Source organism: Shewanella sp. 10N.286.54.B9, from assembly GCF_041468565.1.
In the GTDB taxonomy this organism is placed as follows: Bacteria; Pseudomonadota; Gammaproteobacteria; order Enterobacterales; family Shewanellaceae; genus Shewanella.
Window position 1 is genome coordinate 41,916 of sequence record NZ_JBFRIY010000037.1, and the last position, 24,655, is coordinate 66,570.

Below are 24,655 nucleotides of genomic sequence, written 5' to 3' on the forward strand. Positions count from 1 at the left end.
AGCACCTAGCACCTAGCATTAAGCCATACGTTGCGTCGGCTTCCAGCGTAACAACTGTGTCGGTAGCTTAACGCCTTGTGAGGTTAAGCTATTTACGCGATTAAGATATGCTGCGCCATACATTAGATGCTTAGCAACGTCGACGGCATTACGATCTTGGTAGTTGTCTAAATAACTGCCTTTTGCCCACTGGTTAAAGGCGCCTAAAGCAGGACCAGCCCAAATTTGGTAGTCCATTTCACGGCCGGCTTCACCTGAGTTTGACCAGCGGCTAGAGAGTCCTAGATACCAGCGGAAAATCAGTGCCATTTTACGCTTTGGGTTACCTGCCGCACGTTCAATTTGCTTAGGATCTCGCTCGTTAAAGTGTGCGACGGTTCCAGCCCAAATATCATCAAGGGTCGAACGGAAGACTTGTTTCTCAAGCTTTTCACGTTCATCAGCTGGAATCGCTTCTATTGAGTCATAACGAGTGTAGAGCTCGTAAAGTTTGTTGGCACGCATTGGGAACAAGGTACCGCGCTTAACCACTTGCAGTTTCACGCCCATCTCGAACATATCCGCTGCTGGAGCCATAGTCACATCGGCCATCTCTGTGGTCGACAGTAGTTTACGAGTGTGTTCACTTGCGCCCGCTTCAACACAGGCTTGGTTGACAGAGCCCGTTACGATATAGGCTGCGCCCATATTAAAGGTTGCTAGCGCCGCATCAGGCGTTCCAACACCGCCACCACAACCAACACGAATAGGTGTTGGATATTGATATTTAGCTTGGATCTCCTCTTTTAGCGCCAAGATAGTTGGCAAAAGAGTGACTAAAGGGCGGTTATCGGTATGGCCGCCTGAATCGGCTTCAGCGGTAATATCATCTGCCATCGGTACAAGTTGCGCCAATTCCATCTGTTCTGGCGTGATAGAGCCTTCATCTACAAGCTTTTGCAGCATCTTTGCTGGGGCCGGCATCATGAACTTTTCAGCGACTTCGGTGCGGCTCACTTTTGCGATAACTTTATTGGCGACAACGACATTACCTTGCGCATCACGGCTTAGACCTGCTGCACGGTAATAGACGATTTGCGGCGTTAAGCCCAAAAATGCTGACGCTTCAACGGTGTGCACCTTATGTTTTAAAAATAGCTCAACACTGCCACGCTCTAATGCAGGCTCGCTTGGGCTATGAATAAGGTTAAACATGTACGGGCCATTTGGCAGCGCGGCTTGAATACGGTTAATAGCGGCTTCAACGCGGCTTGGGATAAGTCCTGCAGCGCCAAATGAACACAAAATACCCGCTTGGCCGAGCGCAATCACTAACTCTTCAGAAGAGATCCCATTTGCCATTGCGCCTGCGTAGTAAGCGTATTTTACCCCGTGAACGCGGCGGAAATTACTGTCGCCTAAGCTTTCTGTACCGAGTGCAGGGGTGAAAGCGGCAACAGGTAGGCTATTGCTGTTAGCGGCTTGGTCAGCGACGAGTTCTGCTGTTTGCGCGATGCCAATGCCTTTGTCACTATGATTTACTACATAACAGCCACGGCTGAAGTCTTTTAGCTGTTGCTCCATCACGGCAACATCAAAGCTGATGTTGGTGTCGGTGACCAGCCAAGGCCACGGAGATAGCATTTCATTAGTTGTTGTAGGATTCATTATATTTAAGACCCTTAATCATTTGTTTTGAGCCCGCGGCTCTTAGCTATTCTTTTCTTTAAATAAATTATTATTAAATCGAGTTAGGACGCAGATAATTTTGCTCAATTTCTAGGAAAAAGCGCGCAGCCTATGCTAATAGGTGAGCACTTTTGACACAGAAATTGAGTAAAATAGCCAGTCATTCACTCAGATTCAAACAGATTCTTCGATCGATATTGCAATATCAAACACTTCGTATATGCGCAGACCATCTTTACTTAGGCTTGCATTACCGGTGATGACTTTCTTGCCATTTTCATCTTTAACAGAGGTGATACTGACATCCATCGACATCTGCTTGTTCAATGGGTTGATCTGACCACGGTACTTCCACTTGATGTTCGAGAGTATTTGACCAAACTTAGGATTGTTAAATCCAGCGCCTAGATCTTTACTGATAGCATAAGTCTGCATGGTTTCGATAATAGCTTCAACACCTAAGGAGCCTGGCATGACAGGATCTTGATGGAAATGAAACTGGAAGAACCAATCACTAGGGTCAATAGTGCGCTCGGCGTATAGGTAACCTAAGCCCTCTGTACCGCCATTATCAACAATTTCAACACTGTCGATAAAGTTCAGCTGACCACCCGCTAGGCGGTAGTGTGGTTGACTTGCTGGGGCATTGAAATGACGACAGCTCTTATCCAGCAGGTTAACAGTGGTTGTTGCTGCAACACCGTTAGCGACATGCCAAGGTTGAGTCACTTTACCGTTATCAAGACCAAGTTGGTCTTTTAGTGCGTCACCTTTAAAGTAACCAAACACTGCGCTGCCGCGGTAGAAGGGCTCACCATCGGTGCTTAGCTCGAAGCTAAAGCTCTGAATGATGTTGGTACCTGCCATCACTGTTGATAGCAAGCGTGAGTCATTGCGAATAGTCTTGCCGCGCAAATCGACTTCACGTAGTAGCTCACCGCTACCATCTAAGTTACGGAAAAACAATTCAAGCCCAGGGAAGCCAAGAGTTGTACCCATGTAGCCAGAGATAAAGCCATTTGGCTGCAGTGAAATCTCCATCAAAATGGAGTAAGGCATTACTGCTTGGTGGCTGTTTTTATCAAAATACCAAGCATCTGTCGGCACTTCATATTCAGCGATACATGATGATGGCTTTTTAAAGTCGCCGCGCTTACCGTTCACTTCGATAACACGGGTAGTCACTTGCAGATCGCCACACGGAGTACGTGGTGGGATCATGCCGCGGTAGATAGAGAACTCAGGGCCGAAGCAATTTTCAATATTACCCGTGGCAAACTCAAACATGTGATACGGCGTAAATGGCACGGTATCGGGTACACGGTTTGGATAGTCTGGTGTGATGGGGGCTTCCACGTGTGAAATTGGGATCACACCTTTGTTAGGCGCTTTAGTCAGGTCGGGGATTTGCGCCATCAATGGAGCATTAACCGATGCAGCTTGGTAGCCTTTATTGCGAGACGCCGCAGGCACACTTTTAACAGATGCGTGATGACCTGCCGTAGCAGATGCTTGCTCAGTGTTTGTCGTAAGATGCGGGTAACGAGTACACTCATCTTCCTCTTTGATCATCACACCTAAGTTTTGGAAATCCACCACGGCTTTGCCGTTAAGCAAGATATCAATATTGGCTTTGGCATAAGGCTGCGGATTAAAGCCAATTTCAGTGACTTCCATGCGGTAGGTCAAAACACCAGATTGCGGCAATACTTGCCCACGACAACGTACTTGCTGTGAAGCATTTTCTAGTGGCTGGAACCGACCATTGTTAGTTTGGGTGTGCATACCAAGGTGCAGCATATAGAACTGCAGTAACTGACCACAACCTTCAGCCATTAATGAGCCTGCCATCACCTGATCACCTTGGAAGTGACAAGGGAAGTACCAATGGTTAGCTTCAAGTTGCTTATGACCCTCAATCAAGCCTAAGCCCCATGTGCCACCATTGCGCTCAACTTTACTTACCTGCTCAATCATCAAGAATTTCTCTGATGCGAAGCAAAGTGATGGTTGAGCATTACCCTTATGGCTCGCGCCAAAACAACCTTCGATATCTGCCGTTAATAGCTTGTGGATTTCAGGGTAGCTAAAGCTGGTTTTAGGGCAATCAAGCAGAGGATTAAAGGTTTTCTTCACCGCTAAGCTGCGCGCTTTAATTTCGTCTTCAGTGCGAATAACCCCTTTACCGTCGGCCAGCTCTTCATCAGTGAAGAAGCCTGCACAACCGCCATCCATCTTCAGGATCATGGTATCGCCAACAAAACACTCGTAAGAGAAGAAGAACAACAAAGTTTCTCCGTTACGGGCATAGTTGTTGATCTTAATATCGTAACGCAGGGTATCACCACCGCGAGGCAAGTCGCCCAAGAAGGTGAGGGTACAATCTAGTAGACGATAAACGCGTTCACCTTTGTTTTCAAAGTCGATACCTAAGTAGCTGATCAACATCAAGTCACATTGACCTGATTCAACCGCAACCGCCCACGGGATCTGACCATCAACCAAATAAGGCGCGTCGACTGGGATGTCATATTCAGTGGTCATTGAACAAGGTTTAAACTCGTTCATAGTCGCATCAAGCTTTGTCACTCGCGATACCAACAGGTAATCAGTGGTTGGCAGGCGAACGCGGCGTGAGTAGCTATCGATTATTGCGTAATCATTGCCAAATACATTAGCAATGTCGCCCTCTGCGTATTCCACTAAGTCGGCGTAGTTCCAGATACAAGGCTTCAGTGCTGGCGTTGGCGCGATATAAGGTGGCACGTTGGCGTGATCGGGAGCGATAACATTCACTGGCACCGCAACAGGAGCAACGGCTGTTGGAGCTGTTGCTGTAACCGTTGGCGCTGCTGCTGTTTGTCCCGTTACTTGAGCAAGTTGTTGCTTTAATAGCGCGTCGGCAACTTGCATACCCGCAGAGCGGCTCTTAAGGAATGCGTGATGTGCTTGCTGGGCTAATTGCTGATTCTGTTGGAATGCAGCTAAGTCACCTGCAGATACATCTATTGCAGTGTTAACAACGGGTGCAGCTTGAGTTGGTTTAACTTGAGTCGTCATAGTTGAAGTGCCTAATGCTTGAGTGGCAACAGTAGCTGTTTGTTGAACAGTTCTGCCTGTTGCACTCATAGGTAAGGTTGAAAGCTGAGCTGTCTGTTGCGCTCTAACTACCATTGGTTTGTTTGGTTGCTGGGGCAGGGTGGATACTGCACCATTTGCCAGTTTGTTCTTTATTGCAGCCAAGCTCGCTAGCGGTGTGTCGTAGATATGTTGGTAGATATCGCGACCACCTAAAGTGACTTGCTTTACTAACTGATGTTTTGCGTCCGACTTAAGCTCATTGGCTAGGCGTGCAGCCAATGCTTGCTGCTCGCTCTGGCTTTGGCTAATCAATAATTGAGAAGCTTGGTTTTCACTCACATTGGTGATCAGCGCTTTGTTACTTGCTGCTGCGTTGCGAGATGCACTCAATAATCCATGGAGTAAACTTGCCATACCTGCAGCGGCAAAGCAGTGGCCGATACGATTGTCGGCGCTGGTGGCAACGGCGTTCTCAAAACTGTTACTCAATGTCACGTTTGTGGTTAAGCTGCCTGGTGCGACATTGGTTTCAACAACATTGATGCTGGCGTTGTTGGTTGCAGTTTGTGTCAGTAGTTTATCGGTCACTTGCGGCAGTTGCTGTGCATGGCCAAATGCCAGCGCATCAATCTGCCCGTATGCGCGACCTGATGTGCTTTCATCTTTGACTAACACGACTGCACCAGCACCTTCACCAACGTTCCAGTTAGCTTGCGCAGTAGCATTACCCGTTGGTGTCATGGCGACTGGGGCGATGTTGTTCTTTAAGATAACCTGCTCAAAGCTGCCTGATAAGTCGACTGCGGCAATCACGACTGCATCAAGGTTGTCTTCGGCAATAAGATTTTGGGCGACATCAATACAACGACTGACCGATTGTTCAGCCGCCGAAATAGTAAAGGCTGGGCCATTAAAATCCCACAGAGATGACACGCGAGATGCCATAATGTTGCCAATAAAGCTGGTGTATTGATTCAGCTTGGCAGCGTCTAGTACGCTGTCCATGGCGATAGCTTCAAGTGCTTGGTATTCGTCATCACTTAGGTTAACGCCTAATGCGGCTAAGCTTTGTTGCAGCTGAGTATGCAAGTTTACTCGGCCGCGGAACTGATGCAGCTCAAGCTCTGTTTCCATCGCCACCAACACTGCCACCTTTTGGCCCGCTTGTAACTTGGCATCACGAATCGCTTCATCGGTGACTCGCATCAACATTAGTTGCTGTGAGATCAGACGATCGTCTTCGTTTGGTGGCAGTTTAAAACGTAAGAAATCTAGCTCAAAGTTATCAACGTAAGCCCCTTTCGGCGCAGCGTTAAGACCAAACTGTGCCAGTAACTCAGGGTGTTTCTCTAAACCTTTCCAGCGCTTTTCTGGTAGCTCAATAAATGCATCACTGTTATTAGCAATAGCACTGTCGAGCTGGTTAATGGTGCTTAAAGGTCCAAAGTGCGAACTGAGGCCAACTATTTTCAATGGTGCAGGTGTTGCTGCTGTGACCGCTGAACTTTGGGATTGGGTTGGTGCCGATTTTTGTGTGTAAGACTCAAGTAATAGGTGAGCGTTACAGCCGCCAAAACCAAATACAGACACGCCAGCGTGGCGAGTTTTTACACCCAAATGACTATTAGAAGGTTTATCAGGCCAGCCTTGTACAAGGTTTGGCATGGTCGCTTGACCAAATAACTGATTCGGTGACGAGATAGCGTCGCTGATATTAATGCTCGGTGGCAATAGACCTTCTTTCATGGCAAAGATCATCTTCATGATCCCCGGCATGCCAGCAGCAGTGAGTAGATGACCTAAGTTTGATTTAGCTGAGCCGATAAGCGGGGCACTGCTACCTTGCAGCTTATCTTCAAAAAAGGTTTCCATTGAGGTGAGTTCAATTTTGTCACCCAATGGTGTGCCAGTTGCGTGACACTCAATCACTTCAATATCTTTAGGCTCTATATCACTAGCGGCATAAGCACGTTCAAAAGCTTTGACCTGACCTTTAGGGTTTGGACTTAATACAAACTGGCCTTTGCCATCATTGGATAAACCGACGCCGCTAACAACCGCATAGATTTTGTCGTTGTCACGTTCTGCATCTTCAAGGCGCTTAAGGACTAATACACCTGCACCTTCACCAGCAAATAAACCCTTACTGTCGCCATCAAATGGCACAGATACACCATGATCGGGATAAGCGTGGAAGATAGAGAATCCCATGTTGATAAAGAATGGGTCAGCACCTGATACGGCGCCAGCAAGCATCACATCGGCTTTGCCAGTGCTTAAGTAATCACAGGCAAGTTTAAGTGAGTAAACCGAGCTTGCACAAGCAGCGTCGAGGCTTAGCTGAGCACTGCCAAGCCCAAGGGCATCGGCAACTACTTTAGAGGTGTTGTGGGCTATGGCGCCATTAGCCGTATCTAGGCTGGACTCGTTAGTCGCGCGCGGGCTCGCAGCATTAGTGGCGCTTAACTTGAAGTTTTGGCTGCCAAGCTTATCTTGCAACGCTTTTTCTACTGCGCTGTGATAAATCGGCAAGAACAGGTCGTTGGAGCGCTCGGTTGGGAAAGATAGCGCACCCATAATAACGCCAGTTCGCGCAAGCAAGTCGTCATTGTTAAGGGCAATACCCGCATCAGCGAGTGCTTTGCGGCTAGTATCGAGTGCCCATAGAAAGCTGTTGTCTAAACTTTCAAGGCTATTTGCTGCGAGCTTATAGCCTGCTGAATCAAAGCTGAAGTTTTCAATGTAACCGCCTTTATCGCAGTAGAAACGGTCTGACTCTCCCTGTATACCCTGATAATCGACACTGTTGGCGCCAAGCTTTTTATCGGTCAAGGTGCTACGCGAATCTCGTTTATCGAGTAAGTTTTGCCAAAATTGCTGTGGGCTTTTAGCATCTGGGTACAACGTAGCTAAACCGACAATGGCAATCTTGCTCTGTTTAGAGCTAGTATTTTTGTCTGAAGAAGACATTAGACTTCCCCTTGTAATGTTAGGTTTGACTGCAATTCACTCTCAACCGTTTTCACGCTAGTGGCTAAATGAGCCAGCGCTATTTCACGATGTAATCCATCGATAAGTGGAGTGACTGACAGTGGAACTCGATGACTAATGAGCTGGCCTAATGCCTTAAGTAAAGTGGTGATATCGTCACCGCCTTTGGCATTTGTTGGCACAGTACAGCATGGAAAGTCTGACGACTTGCTGCCACATTGACGGTCTTGTTTGGTAATTTTGTCGATAAGGGTGCAGTTTTGCCTATCTGCACCTAGCTCGACAAATAATGTCGCGCCTTGCTTTTGAGCGCTATGGATAAGCGCTGTAAAGTCTAAGGTGTTGCAGAAAGTGTCGGCAATGGAACGCGCAATGACTTGACTATCTAGGCTATCTGTTGCGTTTGATACCGTACCCTCACCAGAAGCAGCACTAATAAACTTGATATCAGTAGGTAGTGATTCGAGTAGCGGTTGTATGTAAAACTGCTCGACATTGCTATGCTCTTCCATTGCGGGAGCAGTGTGCATTGCAGTGACTCTATTGGCAGCAATGCCGCGTTTTTTCATTCGTGTTAATAATTCGCGGCACTGGATTTCACAACCTGCAATCACGCAGGTATCGCCTTGAACTATGGCAAGGTAAGCGCGTGGAAACTCAGGCAGAAGTGCTTCAATAGTTTTCGCATCAGAGCGCACAACGAAGCTATTCCACACGATATCAGGACTGGTGTTACCAAGCTGCCACGCTTGACGAACCGCCGTTAGCTTGCCCGAAATTGCACTGGTAAAGAGCGGGTCGGTTTTAGTCTTTTCAATTAAGGCGTGTGGATCGCTCCAAACACCAAGACTTGCCCACATTGATGCTTCGCCCATAGAGTAACCGAGCGCGAAACGTGGGGTGACATTAAATGCGTTAACCAGTAACTGAGTCAGCAAGTAGCTGCTCCCTACACCGGCAATCGCTAAGTCGCCTAGGGGTAAAGCTGGCGTCACTTTAGTGTCTAAATGGTAGATAGCATCGGCTTGAAACATCGACTTTAAATCACCTTCTCGCTCAAGCTTGGCATAGAGAGAAGGAAAGTATCGGTGCAACTGGCTGAACATATCGCTATAGACTGTACCTACACCCGGGTAAACAAACGCTAAACCATTTTGCTCGACGGTGCCTAAGGCGTTAGCGGTAAAGTAGCTTCCTGCTGGGGTACGGTACTGACCTTGCTCACTGATGATCTTAGGCAGAGCATCGGCCATGGCTTTAAGCTCTTGCAGCATGGCTTCAACTGAGCTTGCCTGCAGGGTAATAGCATATTTATCGATTACGGCTTTATCACTATGCTGCTTTTCATAGGCGATAAGGTTATCGCGCATAAGCGTCAGTAGTGGATCAGCTTCTGTAATGAGCTTAGATTCTATTTTGCTAAGCTGGCCAAGCAATTCAGCTTCACTATTAGCACTGACAATAAACTGTAATCGCTTGCTATCAATTATCGACTTGGCTGCGATAAAGCCAGTACCTTGAGATACGATGAAGCTAATACAGCTTGTCGTGTTTGTTGCTGTGCTTTCTACTGTATTAGTTAAATTAATAGCCATCACACGTGCTTGATGGTGCTCAGTAAACCAGTAGTGACTTGCAGCTTGTTTAGCACTAATCGAATCAGGCGCTCTGTGATGTGTACGAGAGGCGAGATCTTTAATCAGTTCACACACGGCATTAAACTGCTGTGTGCTATCAAGCTCGGGCAAATCGATACGTTTACTGACACTGTCAGGCTGACGCTTGGCTTGGCTCAATGCATTATTCATGCATGAGTCTGCAAGCACTGTTGACGCAGACTGAGTCAATGAACTTATCTGCATTGCTGCAAGCTGAGCGTGGGGGTGAACCCTATTTTGCGCAGCTTTAAGTGCATGCATCATTAACAGCGAACTGGTCGCTGTATAAATTTGCACTATTTTGCCTTGTTCTATCGCATCGATAGTGGCGGTTAAGTTAGTTTCAAAGTCGTCGACTTTGATTGAGACAAGCTCTGATGTCTGTAATAACTTTGAGCTATGTAACTCAGGCAATAGCACAGAAATAAGCTCTGATGTTTGTTCAACATTTCCGCTTAAGTCTAGTGGTGCAGGCAGCACCAAGAGTGCGATGCGCAGTGGCATCTCACTCTTGATAACCTGATCGCTTGAGCGAGTAGCACTGGCTGTCAAATTGGCCATTATGGCTGCTCTCCAGTGCTCAAGGCTTTATCTTTGTCACTCACGGCGGCTTCATTTAAGAAAGCACTATTGAGGTTCTTACTGATCGTGACTTTCGCCCCTTTCACCATTGCACTTAGTTCACCATTTTCATGGTAAAGCGCAACGTTAGCCTCAAGTGAGCGAGCACTCGTCTTAACCACCTCTAGCGCCAGTATCGCCTTGTCACCAAATGCCAGTGGCTTGTGAGAGATAAACTCACCGATAGTTGATGGCAGGCTTGCTGCGCCGTACTTCAGTCTTGCCCATACGAGCATCGCTTGCAGTAGCAAGTCTTCAGCAAAGGGCTGGCTGCCACCAAGATGACTGCTTGCAACAAATTGACCGCAATCAGTATCGCTGACCAGTGGCAACTGACACTTAGCAATCAGGCCCGTATCATCAAAATTGAACACCTGCTGTATGCCTTGCAAACGTGGCCCATGGAACAGGCTACCGTTGCTATAAAGCTCAGCAGCTGTGGTCACCGCTTTACCCAGTTCGCTAAATACCTTTGATGGCGTATCATCAATGCTTTCTGCGCGGGCTAAAGTCGCTTTATATTGCGGACGTCCTTGACTGCTGATTAACGCTATCATTTGGTCGTTGCCGCTTGGCGTTAGCGTTAGTGTCATCTCTTGAACATCACTGCTGTCGAAGATGATCCCTTTTAGTAGCTTATAATCAACCACTCTAACTTGAGCGCCAAGCATCTCACTGGCAGCTTCACGCATCCACTGTATTGCGCATACAGTGGGCAGCACAGGGTTACCGCTAATGCGGTGGTCTTGAATAAAGACCATTGCATTAGGATCTAAGGCTCTTGTTAAAGACAGTGGTGCTAGCGGGATCAGTGCGCTTTGCACCTCACCCGCATTAAGCTTTTTTACTGATGCAGCCTCTTGAGTGTCAGTTCCACCTTGCATTGATGTACCAATAAGCAGTTGTGCACCCGTTTCACTTAATAGCTGAGTGGCAAAGAGTTCTGCTCCTGCTTTTAGTGGGATGACGTATACACCGCGCTCGGTAAACATCTTCTTCAGCGCATCGGTAACCATGCCACCATCCCAAGGACCCCAGTTAAAGCTCATGACTTTAGCTTGTGGGTGACGTGCAGTGAATTGCAATGCAGCCTTGTTAAGAATGTCGTTAGACATAGCGTAATCGCTCTGTCCGGTATTACCGTAAAATCCTGCAGCAGACGAGAACATTGCTAACAATTTAACTTTACTCGGCTCAAGTGCAGCAAGCAGTGCTTTAAGACCGTTGACTTTAGTGCCATAAACCCGGGCAAGCTCTTCAAGTGTTTTGTCTTGAATATGCTTATCAGCCAGTACGCCGGCACCGTGGATAAGGCCGGTTATCTCAGCTGAGCGACCGTTTAGTGCTGCAGTAATTGCGGCAGTATCGGTCACATCCATGCTGACATACTCGGCGCTTGCGCCCACTTGATTAAATGCTGCTAGGGCAGTATTAATCTCGATAGAGCTCTTCACTGTCCAGACTAGTGCTTCTACCTGTTTAGGTGTCGGCTTGCTGCCTGTAGAGATAATATGTGCAATAGCAGCAGGTTTTAGCTCGCTAACCTGTTTGCCCGTCGCCCAAGCTGGAATCGCCTGTAGTTCACTGCGGCCTGCAAGGATGAAATGCGACTGAGTGCGCTTAGCCAGTGCTAAGGCACATTCAAAGGTCACCCCTTTTGCGCCGCCGGTCACGAGTACTTTATCTGTGCGATTGAGTTCCGCGGCGGCATGTTTACGGCTTGCATCACCTGCAATTAAGGTTGAGCGTGTAACTTTACCTTTGGCGTCAGCGGCTACGCCCACTTCTGGCAGATTAGTCACACTATCGAATAACTCGTTAGCAATCGCATCGGCTAAGTGAGTTGCGTCTAAACTCGGTGCAACGTCTAGCGCACGACAAAAAACCGTTGGCCATTCATGGCTCAGCGTTTTAGTTAACCCTGCTAATGCAGCTTGGTTTAGCTCAGCATCTTGCAGCTGTTTAGTGTCTAAGTAACCAAAACCACCATCGATACGGCTAACGCTGATAAAGCTGCGACGCTTATCACTTGTTACGTTTAGCTTTGACTGTAACAGCTTAGCCCAAAGGAATACTTGGCTAACGTGAGTGAAACTTTCGCTACTCAAGTTAATCGCATCATTTACGCTATTGTTATCAGCTTGTGGTTGCAGGTGGATAAAGCCACTAATCACGCCTAGTTGCTGCTCAATTTTAGTGATAACTGCGTTGATCCCTGCTTCATCAAGGCTATCTGCTTGGAAGCTCGCGATATCACTATTGAGCGGTGATTGAGCTGCGCCTTTTGGCAGGCGAACTACTGCGACTTTAAGGGCTTGTTTTGATAGTTTCTCAGCAAGTACGCCTGCGTTATGACCATCATCTGTGATCACTACAGTTGCGTCTGCGGCGAAGCAATCAACAATTTGATCCGCCGCATTAAGCTTTTTTAGCGCTACCTCGCTATGAGGAGGAAGCTCAAGAGAAGATGTTACTGTGTCAGCGACTGATTTAACTGCGTCAGCGATGACAGCAGTTGCTGCATTGCTAGCATTGGCCAGTTTAGCGTTCATGTATGCAACGATTTCGCCTAGTGTGCGACACTCTGCCAAGTCTTCTGGATTTAGCTCAGGTAAACCTGGTAGCTCATCCTGCACTGTTCCTAGAATTTCCACTCGTTTGATGGAGTCGATACCTAAATCGGCTTCCATGTCCATGCTCAGTTCAAGCATCTCTGTTGGGTAACCGGTCTTCTCAGCGACCACTGACATCATAGTGCCTTGCACTTTCTCGGCAGATAGGCCATTAGCTGCTGCACTCACTTGTGGCGCAGAGCCTTCAGCTTGTATAGAGCCTTCAGCTTGTAGAGAGCCTTCAGCAGCACTTGTAGAAAGTTTCGAGTTCATGTAGCTAACGATTTCACCCAAAGTGCGGCACTCAGCTAAATCTTCTGGATTAAGTTCAGGTAAACCAGGTAGCTCATCTTGCACAGTACCTAGAATTTCGACTCGCTTGATAGAGTCGATACCAAGGTCGGCTTCCATGTCCATGCTTAGCTCAAGCATCTCTGTTGGGTAGCCGGTTTTGTCAGCAACAACTGACATCATGGTAGCTTGTACTTTTTGCGCGCTCAGACCATTAGTCGTTGGCGCAGCGGCGCTGGTATTAGTAGAGCCTTCAGCGGTAGTTGTAGAGAGCTTGCTGTTCATATAGCTAACGATCTCGCCTAGTGTACGACACTCAGCTAAATCTTCAGGATTAAGCTCAGGCAGGCCTGGAAGCTCATCTTGCACAGTACCTAAGATCTCAACACGCTTGATAGAGTCGATACCTAAATCGGCTTCCATGTCCATGCTGAGTTCTAGCATCTCTGTTGGGTAACCGGTTTTGTCTGCGACTACTGACATCATAGTGGCTTGTACTTTTTGCGCGCTCAGGGCTGTCTCGGCAGTAGCAACTTGAGGCGCTGCACCTGCAGATGAAACGCCAGCAGCGCCTGCGGCGGCACTTGTATTAGTAGAGAGCTTGCTGTTCATATAGCTAACGATCTCGCCCAGTGTGCGACACTCAGCTAAATCTTCAGGATTAAGTTCAGGTAGACCAGGAAGCTCATCTTGTACAGTACCTAAGATCTCAACACGCTTGATAGAGTCGATACCTAAATCGGCTTCCATATCCATTTCAAGCTCTAACATCTCTGTTGGGTAGCCAGTCTTTTCGGCAACCACAGACATCATGGTAGCTTGGACTTTTTGCGCGCTCAGGGCTGTCTCCGCGCTCAGGGCTGTCTCGGCAGTAGCAACTTGAGGCGCTGCACCTGCAGATGAAACGCCAGTAGCGCCTGCGGCGGCAGTTGTAGAGAGTTTGCTGTTCATATAGCTAACGATTTCGCCCAGAGTACGGCACTCAGCCAAATCTTCAGGGCTCAGCTCAGGTAGACCTGGAAGCTCATCTTGAACAGTACCAAGAATTTCTACACGCTTGATAGAATCGATGCCTAAATCGGCTTCCATATCCATCTCAAGCTCTAACATCTCTGTTGGGTAGCCGGTCTTCTCTGCAACCACTGACATCATGGTCGCCTGGACTTTTTGTGCGCTCAGGGCTGTCTCGGCAGTAGCAACTTGAGGCGCTGCACCTGCAGATGAAACGCCAGTAGCGCCTGCGGCGGCAGTTGTAGAGAGTTTGCTGTTCATGTAGCTAACGATTTCGCCCAGTGTACGACACTCGGCCAAATCTTCAGGGCTAAGCTCAGGTAGACCTGGAAGCTCATCTTGCACTGTACCGAGAATTTCTACTCGTTTGATAGAGTCGATACCTAAATCGGCTTCCATGTCCATTTCAAGTTCAAGCATCTCTGTAGGGTAGCCAGTTTTCTCAGCGACCACTTCAAGCATGGTTGCTTGAACCTTCTCTGCGCTAAGAACAGCTGCTGCGCTATTACTCACTGGCACAGCTGGTGCAGATGACGGCGCAGCGACTACTGGTGCAGCTTCAGCCGCTTTAGCAACGGCTTGAATGTGTGTTGCAACGGCTTGTTGAACTGGCGCCGGAGTATTGTTAACAACTGGAGCAACCGCAACAGAGGCTGCAGCTGGAGTCGTTACTGCTGGTGCAGAAACGACTGGTGCTGAAACTGTGGCCTGTTGAACGACTTGCTGAGGTCTCTGCACTGCTGCTTGTAACGGCTGTGCGGTGATCACTGTCGCAGTACCATTAAGCATGTTTAGCGCGGCATTGTTATTGCCAGCTTGCATCTCTAAAAACTGAGTATGGCTTTGAACTGTTTGCGCTTGAAGCTGGTGAAACTGCTCCATTGAGCGCTGTAAGCTTTCAGGTAATGCAACCCCAGCGCCTGCAAGTTTTGTTTGTTCAGCCATCAAGGTAGTGAAAGTTTCACCATATTGCTGTGGGATGCTGAGGAACTGCTGATGTAACTCGGCCGCTTGTTGCTGTGCAGCAAAGAACTGACTTAAGGCATCAGTGCTCACGCTTACACTTGGAGCGCTTGCATTTGAAGCAACGAAATTATTTTGAACTGGGGCAGTAGACACTACATGTTCATTAGACATTGGTACGGCAATCTCCACGATCTTTTCAACTTCTTTTTCAATGATGGTTGGCACTTCAACGATTTTTTCGACTTCAACCACTTTCTCTACCACCTTCTCAACGATTTTCTCTTCGATGATAGTTGAGCTCTTCACTGTACCTGTTGCTAATGACTTCGCCATTTTAGTGCGTGTTGCAGGGCTAATATGGTTGGCAGCATTTAACGTTAGACTCATCGGTGAACGCTTGGCTGGCGCGGCGATATCGGCTTGGTACGGATCGATATTATCAAGCTGTACACCAGCAACGGCTAGATGAACAGCCGCTTGCTTAAGTTGTAAGTCGCTGTCGCCTTTAGGATTTGGGTTGATAGAAACAACGCTGAGTTCGTTTAACTTGCTTGCCAAGGTACCTTGCACTAGTTTTTGCAAAATATTCTTTGGACCAAATTCAACGAATACGCGAGCGCCAGCGTCAAACATCGCTTCTAGCTGAGCGGTGAAACGCACTGATTGCAGCATATGTTTCTTGAACGAGGCCTTAACCTTAGCTGCAGTAGCTTCATGTAGCGTGCCAGTAGCATTTGAATAGAGTGCACGGCTAGGTTTAGTAAACTTAGCGCCGTCAATCGCTTTGGCAAATGGTGCTTGTGCGTGACCTACTAGCTCAGTGTGGAAAGCACCTGAAACGGGCAGGTTAATTGCTTTGTAACCGAGATCGCTTAGGGCTTTAGCTGCATCAGTGGTGCTAGCTGTTGGACCTGCAATAACCGACTGAGTCGGTGCGTTGTAGTTAGCCACTTTAACACCATCAAATTTAGCGATAGTGCTCTCTAGTGTGGCTAAATCTTCGGCTTTATGGATTACCGCAAACATGGCACCGCAATCAGCGTCTTGACCGTCTTTAGTTTTGGCTTTAGTTGCCATGGCATCGCCACGGGCAAAAGCGAGCTTGTAGTAGTCATCTGTTGAGATGACGCCTGCAGCGCATAAAGCACTTAACTCACCAAAGCTGTGACCGGCCACCATATCGGCATTAAAGCCAGCTGCAGTGAACAGCGCGTATTGCCCCATTGAGATAGCACCGATAGCACTTTGTGCATTGGCGGTGTTAGTCAGCAGTGCTTCTTGTGCTTTGACATCGTCTTTATTGAATACTGGCTTTGGATATAAGGTTTGCGACAAAGGTGTTTTGTCATTGGCGGCAAATACTTTATCTGCGGTGACCAGTTGCTGACGCATCTCTGGGTAGTAACAAGCCAAGTCGCGTCCCATATTCAGGTACTGCGAACCTTGTCCGGCGAACAACGCTGCCACTTTGCCTTCAATTGCGGCTGCGCGGTAGCTAATACCACCAGGCAATTGCCATTGTGTGTCATCGCTTGCGGTTAACTTTGATAGGGCTTGCTTGATAAAGCTTGCCAGCTCAGCAGCACTATTAGCAACCAGACCAATACGCGGTGCATCATTGGCCAATTCACGAACAGCGTAATTTGCAGCGGTATCTTTAAGGTTAAACTCAGCTGCAGTGCTTGCTGTCGCTAATGTATTTAGTTCGTTAATAAGTGCTGTTTTAGTTGCAGCACTAACAAGGAAACTTTGGGCGACTTGACGCTGACGATATTTAGCTTTGTCGCTATCATCGCGGCTGTGCTCCGCATTGTACTCTTCTAGTACAAAGTGGAAGTTAGTACCACCAAAACCAAACGAGCTGATACCAGCACGGCGCGGCGTGCCGTCTACCCGTGGTAACCATGGGCGCGTTTCGGTATTGAGGTAAAATGGCGAGTTTTCGATATCAAGCTTTGGACTTGGCTGGCTGACGTTAATCGTTGCTGGCAATACTTTATGGTGCAGTGCTAACGCGGCTTTAATCAGTCCGGCTGTACCTGCAGTTGATTTAGTGTGGCCAATTTGAGATTTAACCGAGCCCAGCGCAATATGCTGTTTAGTGTCGTTGCCTTCACTAAACACTGAGCAAAGACCGGCAAATTCAGCGGCGTCACCTGCAGCGGTTCCAGTACCATGAGCTTCAATTAAACCAAGAGTGTGCGGTGCAAAGCCGGCATCGTCATAGGCACGGTTAAGTGCTTTAGCTTGTCCTGATGGGCGAGGTGCATAGATGGATTTGAACTTACCATCTGATGATGAACCAATACCTTTAATGACTGAGTAAATTCTATCGCCATCGCGTTCAGCATCTTCAAGACGCTTAAGCGCTATCATGCCAATGCCTTCACCAATCATCATCCCTTTTGAATCGATATCAAACGGTTGAATGGTTTCGTTGGTAGTGAATGCCGGAGTCTTCGAAAAACTCATGTACATAGAGGGTGAATTGTCGGTACAAACACCGCCAGTGATCATCATCTCTGAGCGACCTTCAACCAGCTCGCTAAGTGCCATGCGCATTGCTGCTAAAGAACCTGCACAAGCCGCATCAACCACACAGTTCATGCCGCCAAAATCAAAACGGTTGGCAATACGACCAGCAATAACGTTGCCTAATGAACCAGGGAATGAGTTTTCTTCCCAATGTACGTATTGGTCTTGGAACTTTTTGATCAGCATTTCGCTGTCTTCGTCGCTAATACCACTATTGGCAAAGACCTTCTTTAGGACGGGGTATTGCAGGCGAGCAGTAAGGCTGTGGCTGATCTTCTGTCCGCCGCCAACACCTAAGGTAATACCGATTTTGTCGCGGTCATAGCCTTCAGGTAGATTAGCGTCAGCCAATACTTCTTTAGCGACAATCAATGACAATAGCTGCGATGAATCAGTCAACTCTAGGATATTTGGCGGCAGGCCAAACTCCATTGGATTGAAGTCTACATCCGGTAGAAAACCACCGCGTTTACAGTAACTTTTATCTGGCGTGCTCTTGTTAGCATCAAAGTAATCTTCTTTTTGCCAGTGAGTCGGTGGTAGCTCTGTGATGGCATCAATCTTTTCGCTGATAAGATCCCAAAACTTGTTGAGGTAGCGCGAGTTAGCAAAGATGCTAGCCATGCCGACAATCGCGACCGGCATATCTTTTAAGCGTTTATTTAAGCGAGTATCAGCTTGCGAGTCTTGTGCTTGCTCTGATGCTGATGATTGTTCAGGTTTAGAGGTCTGGCTCATTATGAGTCTCCAGTGGATGCCTGGCATTCAGGCGTCTTGTTGTTTGTTTTAGGCTTATCTGTAGAGGTACGGCGATTTGGCGTCGCACCAGGAAAGCGCTCTATAAAACTGTGATAGTTACTGACGAGTAACTTTCGTAAGTGAAACGGCCCATGTTTAAGTACATAGGCCATGTATCTGTTGGTGGCTTGGGTATTCCCATCTTGATAAATATCGAGGTAGATCCAGTCACTATGGGGGTCAATACCAAGCAGGATTGAACTGGGTTGCTCATTGGTCAACTGTGGCGGGATCGTCAATGAAACCACCTGAACCACATTGTCTGCATCTGTGCTTGGCAACGCCAAGGTTTGTGCCAGTGTTTCATAGTGCAGTGTGTAGGTTTGTACATCACTACCTTGGGTTATCGGTAGTTGGTTAAAATAACGCATCGGTACGTTAGGGCTTTCAATATCGCTAACACGTGAAACTCCATAACGCTTTAAACATCTTGCTAAGCCTGAACGTGACACATTGGGGTTAATAAATCTCTGCGTTGCAGTGAGTAATTTATCAAGTGGCATTTTCAGCTGGTATCTCAAACCGACGACAACATACTCTTGTAGCGGCGTTAGCGTGGTATTGAGGTGATGCGGTGTGTTTGGGGTATTTTCTATCGAATCGCGCTTGCGCCATTTGCGTACAGTGGCTTCGCTGATATTCAGCACTTTGGAAAGTTGACTCACACTGAGGTCAGATTCTTGAATGAATCGACGCATCTCGGGAGTCGTGGTGGCATTGCTGTGCCGAGCTTCTGTAGCGCTTTGCGTACACTTATTCGGATTACTCGCTGCCGAATTTAAGCCTGTGTTAACTTGCTCTGCCATCTATTTAGCGGGTTTCCGTTAATAATCTACTGGGACTTAATTACGTTTTTATGACTAATGAACTGCTCGGCAGTTCAATGTTTCTGGTAATTAACCTAGTATATTTTGACCAATGGATGTGCAGACTACATCAGCTTTTGGAGCAATACAATCACCTGGGACTTAATAATCGCTGATATGACCAGATTCAGTGAACAAGTGTAAGCTAAAGTGTTATTTTGTGTAGTAACTAACGTTGGCAAAGTAAAGCGTGATCTAGGTCAAATATTGCGCTTTATCACAAGTCTATACTCGTTGTTAACAGCTCCATAAAAATTGTCTTATTGATATACGTAAGTTTAATAATGTGACAAAGGAGGCCGTTATGGCTGAGTTCAATACTGAGCAGATCCGCAATTTGGCTGTGCTCGGGCATACAGGATCAGGAAAATCCTCTTTATTAGAGGCGCTATTGTTTCGCGCGAAAGCAATTAATTTAAAAGGCAGGGTGGATAAGGGCACAAATCATGCTGATTTCACTGCCCAAGAAAAATCTCACCGCCACAGCTTAGAACCCTCGTTTTTAAATCTAGATTTTGCAAATCACCATATCAATCTAATCGACACCCCTGGTCTACCAGACTTTTTTGGACGAGCATTGCTGCCATTGCCAGGTGTCGAGTCAGTGTTGCTAGTGATTCATGCTGGAGTGGGTATTGAATCCGTCACTAAGCGAGCGTTTGCTGCAGCGCGCAGCCAAGGTAAGGCGGTCCTGATAGCAATAAACCATATTGATGGCAACGAAGCTGGACTTGCACCGCTACTGGAAAATATACAGCAACAGTTTGGTCACCGTTGTTTACCGGTTAATTTACCAAATAGTGGCATGGATGATGTGGTTGACTGCTATCTTCACTGCGATGAACAGACAGACGCTGCATTTATTGGTGTCGGGAATGCACGTGACGAGTTAGTTGATACGGTGCTGGAAGAAGATGAACAATTGATGGAGCTGTATCTAGAGCAAGGAGAGTCTCTAAGCCCTGAACAGCTCCATGCGCCGCTGGAAGCTGCACTGCGAATGGGGCATCTAGTGCCGGTTTGTTTTACCAGTGCCGAGAATGATATGGGAATTGCTGCTTTATTAGAATTATTAGTGAAGCTGATGCCAAGCCCACTGGAAGCCAATCCACCACAGTTTGTTAAAGGCTTTGATCAGGATGCGTTACCGATAGATGTTAGTCAAAGTCCAACAGACCACGTACTTGCTCATGTATTTAGAGTCTCAATCGATCCATTTTTTGGTCGAATGGGCGTATTTAGACTTTACCAAGGCACCCTTAATATTGGCATGAAGCTATTCATTGGCCGTGAGCGTAAGGCGTTTAAGGTGGCTCACTTGGCCAAATTGCAAGGGGATAAACTCATCGATGTTAGCCAGGCTATTCCTGGCGACATCTGCGTTATTGCCAAGATTGATGAACTTGAAGTCGGTGCAGTGCTGCATGATAGCCATGATGAAGATGAGTTTCATCTGCCAGAAATTAACTTGCCACAGCCGATTTTTGGCCTTGCGGTATCACCAAAGCGCCGCGGAGATGAGCAAAAAATCTCCGAAGTGTTGCATAAGCTGGTGGCTGAAGACCCAAGTCTTGAGATCAACCGCAGTGAGGCTAAAGGGCAAACTATTTTAAAGGGGCAGGGGGATCTACACCTGCAAATCGCGCTGGAAAAAGCACAAACCTTATTTAATGTTGATATGGACACCGAGGCACCTGCAGTGGCCTATAGAGAAACTATACAGACTGAGGCAAGCGCACGTTTTCGCCATAAAAAGCAATCCGGTGGTTCGGGCCAGTTTGGTGAAGTTGAGCTTAAAGTCGAGCCGCTACCGCGAGGTCAAGGTTTTGAATTTGTCAGCAAAGTGGTTGGAGGGGCGGTACCGAGCCAATACATTCCTGCGGTTGAGAAAGGCGTGCGTGACGCAATGTTAGCAGGCACATTGGCTGGTTTCCCAATGCAGGACATCAAAGTTACTGTGCTTGATGGAAAGCACCATAGTGTGGACTCAAAAGAGATTGCATTTGTGATGGCGGGTAAAAAAGCATTTCAGGACGCGGTAGCATTGGCTGAGCCAGTGGTGTTAGAGCCTATCGTAGATATGCAGATCTCGGTTGAACAAAGCCAAGTGGGAGAGATAACTGGAGACATCAGTGCCTCGCGTGGGATCATCTGTGGTACTGAGGCAAAAGCGACTGGCAGGGTTGAAGTTAACGTGGAGGCACCATTGGCCAACGTCGGCGATTACTCGACTCGGCTTAAATCAATGACAGGTGGAGATGGGGTATTTTCAATGAGCTTTAGCCGCTATGGGGTCATTCCCAATAAGGCATTTAAGGAGTTGCTGCTAACTGATTAACAGAGGGAAAATGAGTCGGGATATATTAGCGTTAGCGGGGCGAGCTTAGATTATTTGAGCTTGCCCCTCTGTTGTTTTAGGGGAAAAGAGGCCACAATAAGCGAATAAGCCACTGTTTCGAGTCCGCCTTGTCATTGCCTACCTCATCGTCATCGAGTATCAAACTTTATTTTTGTCCGTTATTGCCTTCATCTCTGGACGATAACGTCGCGATAACTATCCGTGGTTGGTTGCCACAAGATGAGATAGATAAGGTGGATCGTTATATTCAGCAATCGGCTCAAGTGCAAGGATTAATGGTACGTGGTTATCTGCGGGCTATATTGTCGCAGCATGGCACACTTAAACCAAACGAATGGCAATTTGAATACGGTGAAAAGGGCAAGCCGCGTTTAACGCCGGCGCAGTTTGCACTCAGTGGCATCGATTTTAATTTAAGCCATAGTGGCGACTGGCTGTTGCTGGCTATTTACCAACAACCACTGGGGATGCTGCCGTTGGAGTTGGGTGTTGATATTGAGCGTTGCCGCAGTCGTACCAATATTCACTCTATACTAAACCATTACTTTTCTGAGCCTGAGACTACTGCCTTACTTGCACTGCCTAGCGAACGGCAGCGTGATAGATTCTTTGATCTTTGGGCACTGAAAGAGTCCTATATTAAAGCTAAGGGTTTAGGCTTAGCGTTGTCGTTAAAATCATTTGGGTTTGATCTCTCTGTTATGAAGCAAAGCACTTTAATTTTGCAATCGAGCGAGAAGACGCCACCAGAGTTACAACAAACAGGCTTTACTGAGCAGATGCTGTTTAAGCAGCAAGTCGGGTTACAGTTTTTTGCTAAGCAAAGTTCAAACAGTGATAACACCAAACTCGGTGCTGATAAGCCAATTGGTGTCACACATGCTAACGTTTTGTCAGCGAGTGAAGCTGATACTTGGCACTGTGCTTTAGGTCATTTAAATGACGAATACCGTTTTGCGATTAGTATAGATGGACAGGCTATTGTCGCAGACTCTATAGAGTATCAGGCGCAGATGAGCTGTATTAACACATTGGTTTTAACTTATTCATAATCAGTAACAATAGAAAAGGGACGCATTGAGCGTCCCTTTGTTCATATCTAGCTTATGGTTCTTTTGGTTAAGCGTTTATGATTTTGGTGTTGGCACGATTTCAAATGCAGGGTCAAACTCCACCATACTGCCTGCTATCTTGCTAAAGGCTGTTTTGTCGCCAGTAATTTTAGCATCACCCGCTGCTAGTAAAGCTTTAAGGGTGGTCTTCCCGAGTAATATTTGGGTAACGTCAGCCTTGTTAACAATAAGGTTCGCATCTGCAGTTTGCTCACTGTCAACCAGACTGTTGCTTAAGTTACCATTACTCAGTTCAATGTAGAGTACTTGCTTAGTATCAGGCGTGATGATGTTCATTTTCACTAAGCCGTGTTTAGCGGCTTGCTGGCTATCTATTTTAACCGCGAGGAAGTCAAACAAGGTTGGCATATCCATTTCACTGATCACATCAGCAGAAGCGGTTTTAGGTGCGCCTTTTTGAATCCCAACACGTAACTCTTGTGCGCCAGTTAAGTAGATATTTCTCCAGCCCGCACCTTCTGACTGATAGCCTAACTGCTCATAGGTATCCGCCAATAGTTGCCGCGCAGCATCGTTAGTTGGCTCAGCCATTACCACCTTATTTAGTGCTGTGGCGACAAAGCGATATTCACCTTGAGCAAAGTCTGCTTTAGCGCGCTTTAAAGCCTCATCGGCACCACCCATGTATTCGACAAATTTAGCCGATTCAAGCTTTGTCGGTAGCGGGTTTAAGTTGGCTGGGTTCATGTCGAAATAGCCCAAATACTTGTTATAAACGGCTTTGGCATTATGGCTATAAGTGCCGTGGTAACCATTGGTATGCCAAGCCTTATATACCGCTTCAGGAATAGTGTCTTGAATTGCATCACCAATGTCTTGGATCCCGACGCCACTATTAGCCAGTCTGAGGGTTTGATTGTGAACCAATCCATAGTTGTCACGTTGCAGACGTAAAAACTGATTAATATCCTTATTGCCCCAAACCGGCGCTGAATGAGAGGCAAACAGTACTTCAACATCAGTGCCAAAAGCACCGATCATCTCGTTGATATCCTTAGACCATTTTAACGCATCACGTACCTTAGCACCGCGTAGTGTGTAGATGTTGTGCATTCCCTGATAAGTCAGTTCACCGGTCCAAAGCGCCTTTTTAGACGGAATATAAGTGATCATTTCAGATTCAGCTTCAGTGCCTGAGGCATCCATAAACACCATTTCTAGGCCATCGATTTCAATGGTTTCCCATTTTCCTTCACCGTTTAAGGTGTAATCTGGAGCCACATAAGTGATCTCGCCTTTTGAGAGACCTTTACCAAGCGCGGCATCAACAATTCCGTGGTTATGCTTACCTAATGTTGCACCGTATTGATAAGCTGCACGGCGGCTCATTGCATTACCTGCAAGCACGTTTTCATCAACTATCTCTTTAGTAATGTTGTGTGAGCCATAGACTTTGACGTCAGGGAACATCTCCTGAATACCGCGGGCACCACCAAAGTGATCGGCGTGGCTGTGAGAATAAATCATTGCCACAACCGGGAGCTCGCTGCCTTCTGGTAGGTTTTTAAGTGCAAAGCTAAGAGATGCTTTAGAGGCTTCCTTGGTGAGCAACACATCGTAGGCGATCCAGCCCGTTTCACCCTTTATTAAGGTTAAGTTAGATAAGTCTGTGCCACGTACTTGATAGATCCCATCCGACACTTTGTATAAGCCATTTGGCACCATATTTAGCTGTGCTTGACGATAAAGCGACGGGTTGACTGAGTCCGGTGTTTGCTCGATGATAAAAGCGAACTCAGCCCTAAGTATATCGGCAGTCGCTTGATCAAACTTGGCAACAAGGTTTTTTGAGGATTGCTCAAAAGCCTTGGTGTCAGCAAAGTTAAGCGTTTCAGCAATAGCTTGGTTATGCTCCGCTGTATGCTGGGTCGCGGCCTTGCCTTCATAGTGAACGGTTATATGGTCATGTTCATGTTGTGCTGCGTAAGTTGTCGATGACAAGCCAAGGGTGACGGTACTGATGATGGCGAGAGTAACGGCTGAAAGTTTCATGGTGTTTCCTCAAAAATGGCTCTAAACAGGATTTGAGCTAGAACCGAGTCAATACAAATTGAATTGAGGCTAG

Annotated in this window: 8 protein-coding genes; 2 read left to right on the forward strand and 6 right to left on the reverse strand. The window is 47.1% G+C overall.

Features of this window, described 5'->3' with window-relative positions; all coding sequences use genetic code 11:
• Positions 1-18 precede the first annotated feature (18 nt).
• The 5 genes from pfaD to AB4135_RS13360 form a co-directional block, all read right to left on the reverse strand.
• Positions 19-1,647 (reverse strand): eicosapentaenoate synthase subunit PfaD, encoded by a 1,629-nt coding sequence (pfaD, locus tag AB4135_RS13340; RefSeq protein WP_371993583.1) that lies wholly within the window; start codon positions 1,645-1,647, stop codon positions 19-21.
• A 195-nt stretch (positions 1,648-1,842) separates the two neighbouring features.
• Positions 1,843-7,719: an eicosapentaenoate synthase subunit PfaC gene (gene pfaC, locus AB4135_RS13345; RefSeq protein ID WP_371993585.1), complete on the reverse strand. Its 5,877-nt coding sequence runs from the start codon at positions 7,717-7,719 to the stop codon at positions 1,843-1,845.
• Entirely contained in the window at positions 7,719-9,959 is a 2,241-nt protein-coding gene (locus AB4135_RS13350; protein ID WP_371993587.1) for a PfaB family protein, read from the reverse strand. The genes pfaC and AB4135_RS13350 overlap by 1 nt, the downstream gene beginning before the upstream one ends.
• Positions 9,959-18,172: a phosphopantetheine-binding protein gene (locus tag AB4135_RS13355; RefSeq protein WP_371993589.1), complete on the reverse strand. Its 8,214-nt coding sequence runs from the start codon at positions 18,170-18,172 to the stop codon at positions 9,959-9,961. The genes AB4135_RS13350 and AB4135_RS13355 overlap by 1 nt, the downstream gene beginning before the upstream one ends.
• A complete protein-coding gene (locus AB4135_RS13360) occupies positions 18,172-19,038 on the reverse strand; it encodes a transcriptional regulator (protein ID WP_371993591.1) in 867 nt (288 codons plus the stop codon). Before AB4135_RS13360 ends, AB4135_RS13355 begins: the two co-directional genes overlap by 1 nt.
• Before the next feature lie 364 nt (positions 19,039-19,402).
• Between AB4135_RS13360 and fusA the strand changes: the two genes are divergently transcribed.
• Together fusA and AB4135_RS13370 are read left to right on the forward strand one after the other, a co-directional pair.
• Positions 19,403-21,436: an elongation factor G gene (gene fusA / locus AB4135_RS13365; protein ID WP_371993593.1), complete on the forward strand. Its 2,034-nt coding sequence runs from the start codon at positions 19,403-19,405 to the stop codon at positions 21,434-21,436.
• A gap of 182 nt (positions 21,437-21,618) precedes the next feature.
• Positions 21,619-22,509: a 4'-phosphopantetheinyl transferase superfamily protein gene (locus tag AB4135_RS13370; RefSeq protein WP_371993595.1), complete on the forward strand. Its 891-nt coding sequence runs from the start codon at positions 21,619-21,621 to the stop codon at positions 22,507-22,509.
• Between the two features lie 75 nt (positions 22,510-22,584).
• On the opposite strand, the gene AB4135_RS13375 is transcribed toward AB4135_RS13370, so the two are convergent.
• Positions 22,585-24,582, reverse strand: a complete 1,998-nt coding sequence (locus tag AB4135_RS13375) for an alkyl/aryl-sulfatase (RefSeq protein WP_371993597.1) — start codon at positions 24,580-24,582, stop codon at positions 22,585-22,587.
• Positions 24,583-24,655: the final 73 nt, after the last annotated feature.

Excerpts from the sequence above, each read along its gene's own strand:
- pfaD (WP_371993583.1), bottom strand. The coding sequence starts at position 1,647 with ATGAATCCTACAACAACTAATGAAATGCTATCTCCGTGGCCTTGGCTG.
- pfaC (WP_371993585.1), bottom strand. The coding sequence starts at position 7,719 with ATGTCTTCTTCAGACAAAAATACTAGCTCTAAACAGAGCAAGATTGCC.
- AB4135_RS13350 (WP_371993587.1), bottom strand. The coding sequence starts at position 9,959 with ATGGCCAATTTGACAGCCAGTGCTACTCGCTCAAGCGATCAGGTTATC.
- AB4135_RS13355 (WP_371993589.1), bottom strand. The coding sequence starts at position 18,172 with ATGAGCCAGACCTCTAAACCTGAACAATCATCAGCATCAGAGCAAGCA.
- AB4135_RS13360 (WP_371993591.1), bottom strand. The coding sequence starts at position 19,038 with ATGGCAGAGCAAGTTAACACAGGCTTAAATTCGGCAGCGAGTAATCCG.
- fusA (WP_371993593.1), top strand. The coding sequence starts at position 19,403 with ATGGCTGAGTTCAATACTGAGCAGATCCGCAATTTGGCTGTGCTCGGG.
- AB4135_RS13375 (WP_371993597.1), bottom strand. The coding sequence starts at position 24,582 with ATGAAACTTTCAGCCGTTACTCTCGCCATCATCAGTACCGTCACCCTT.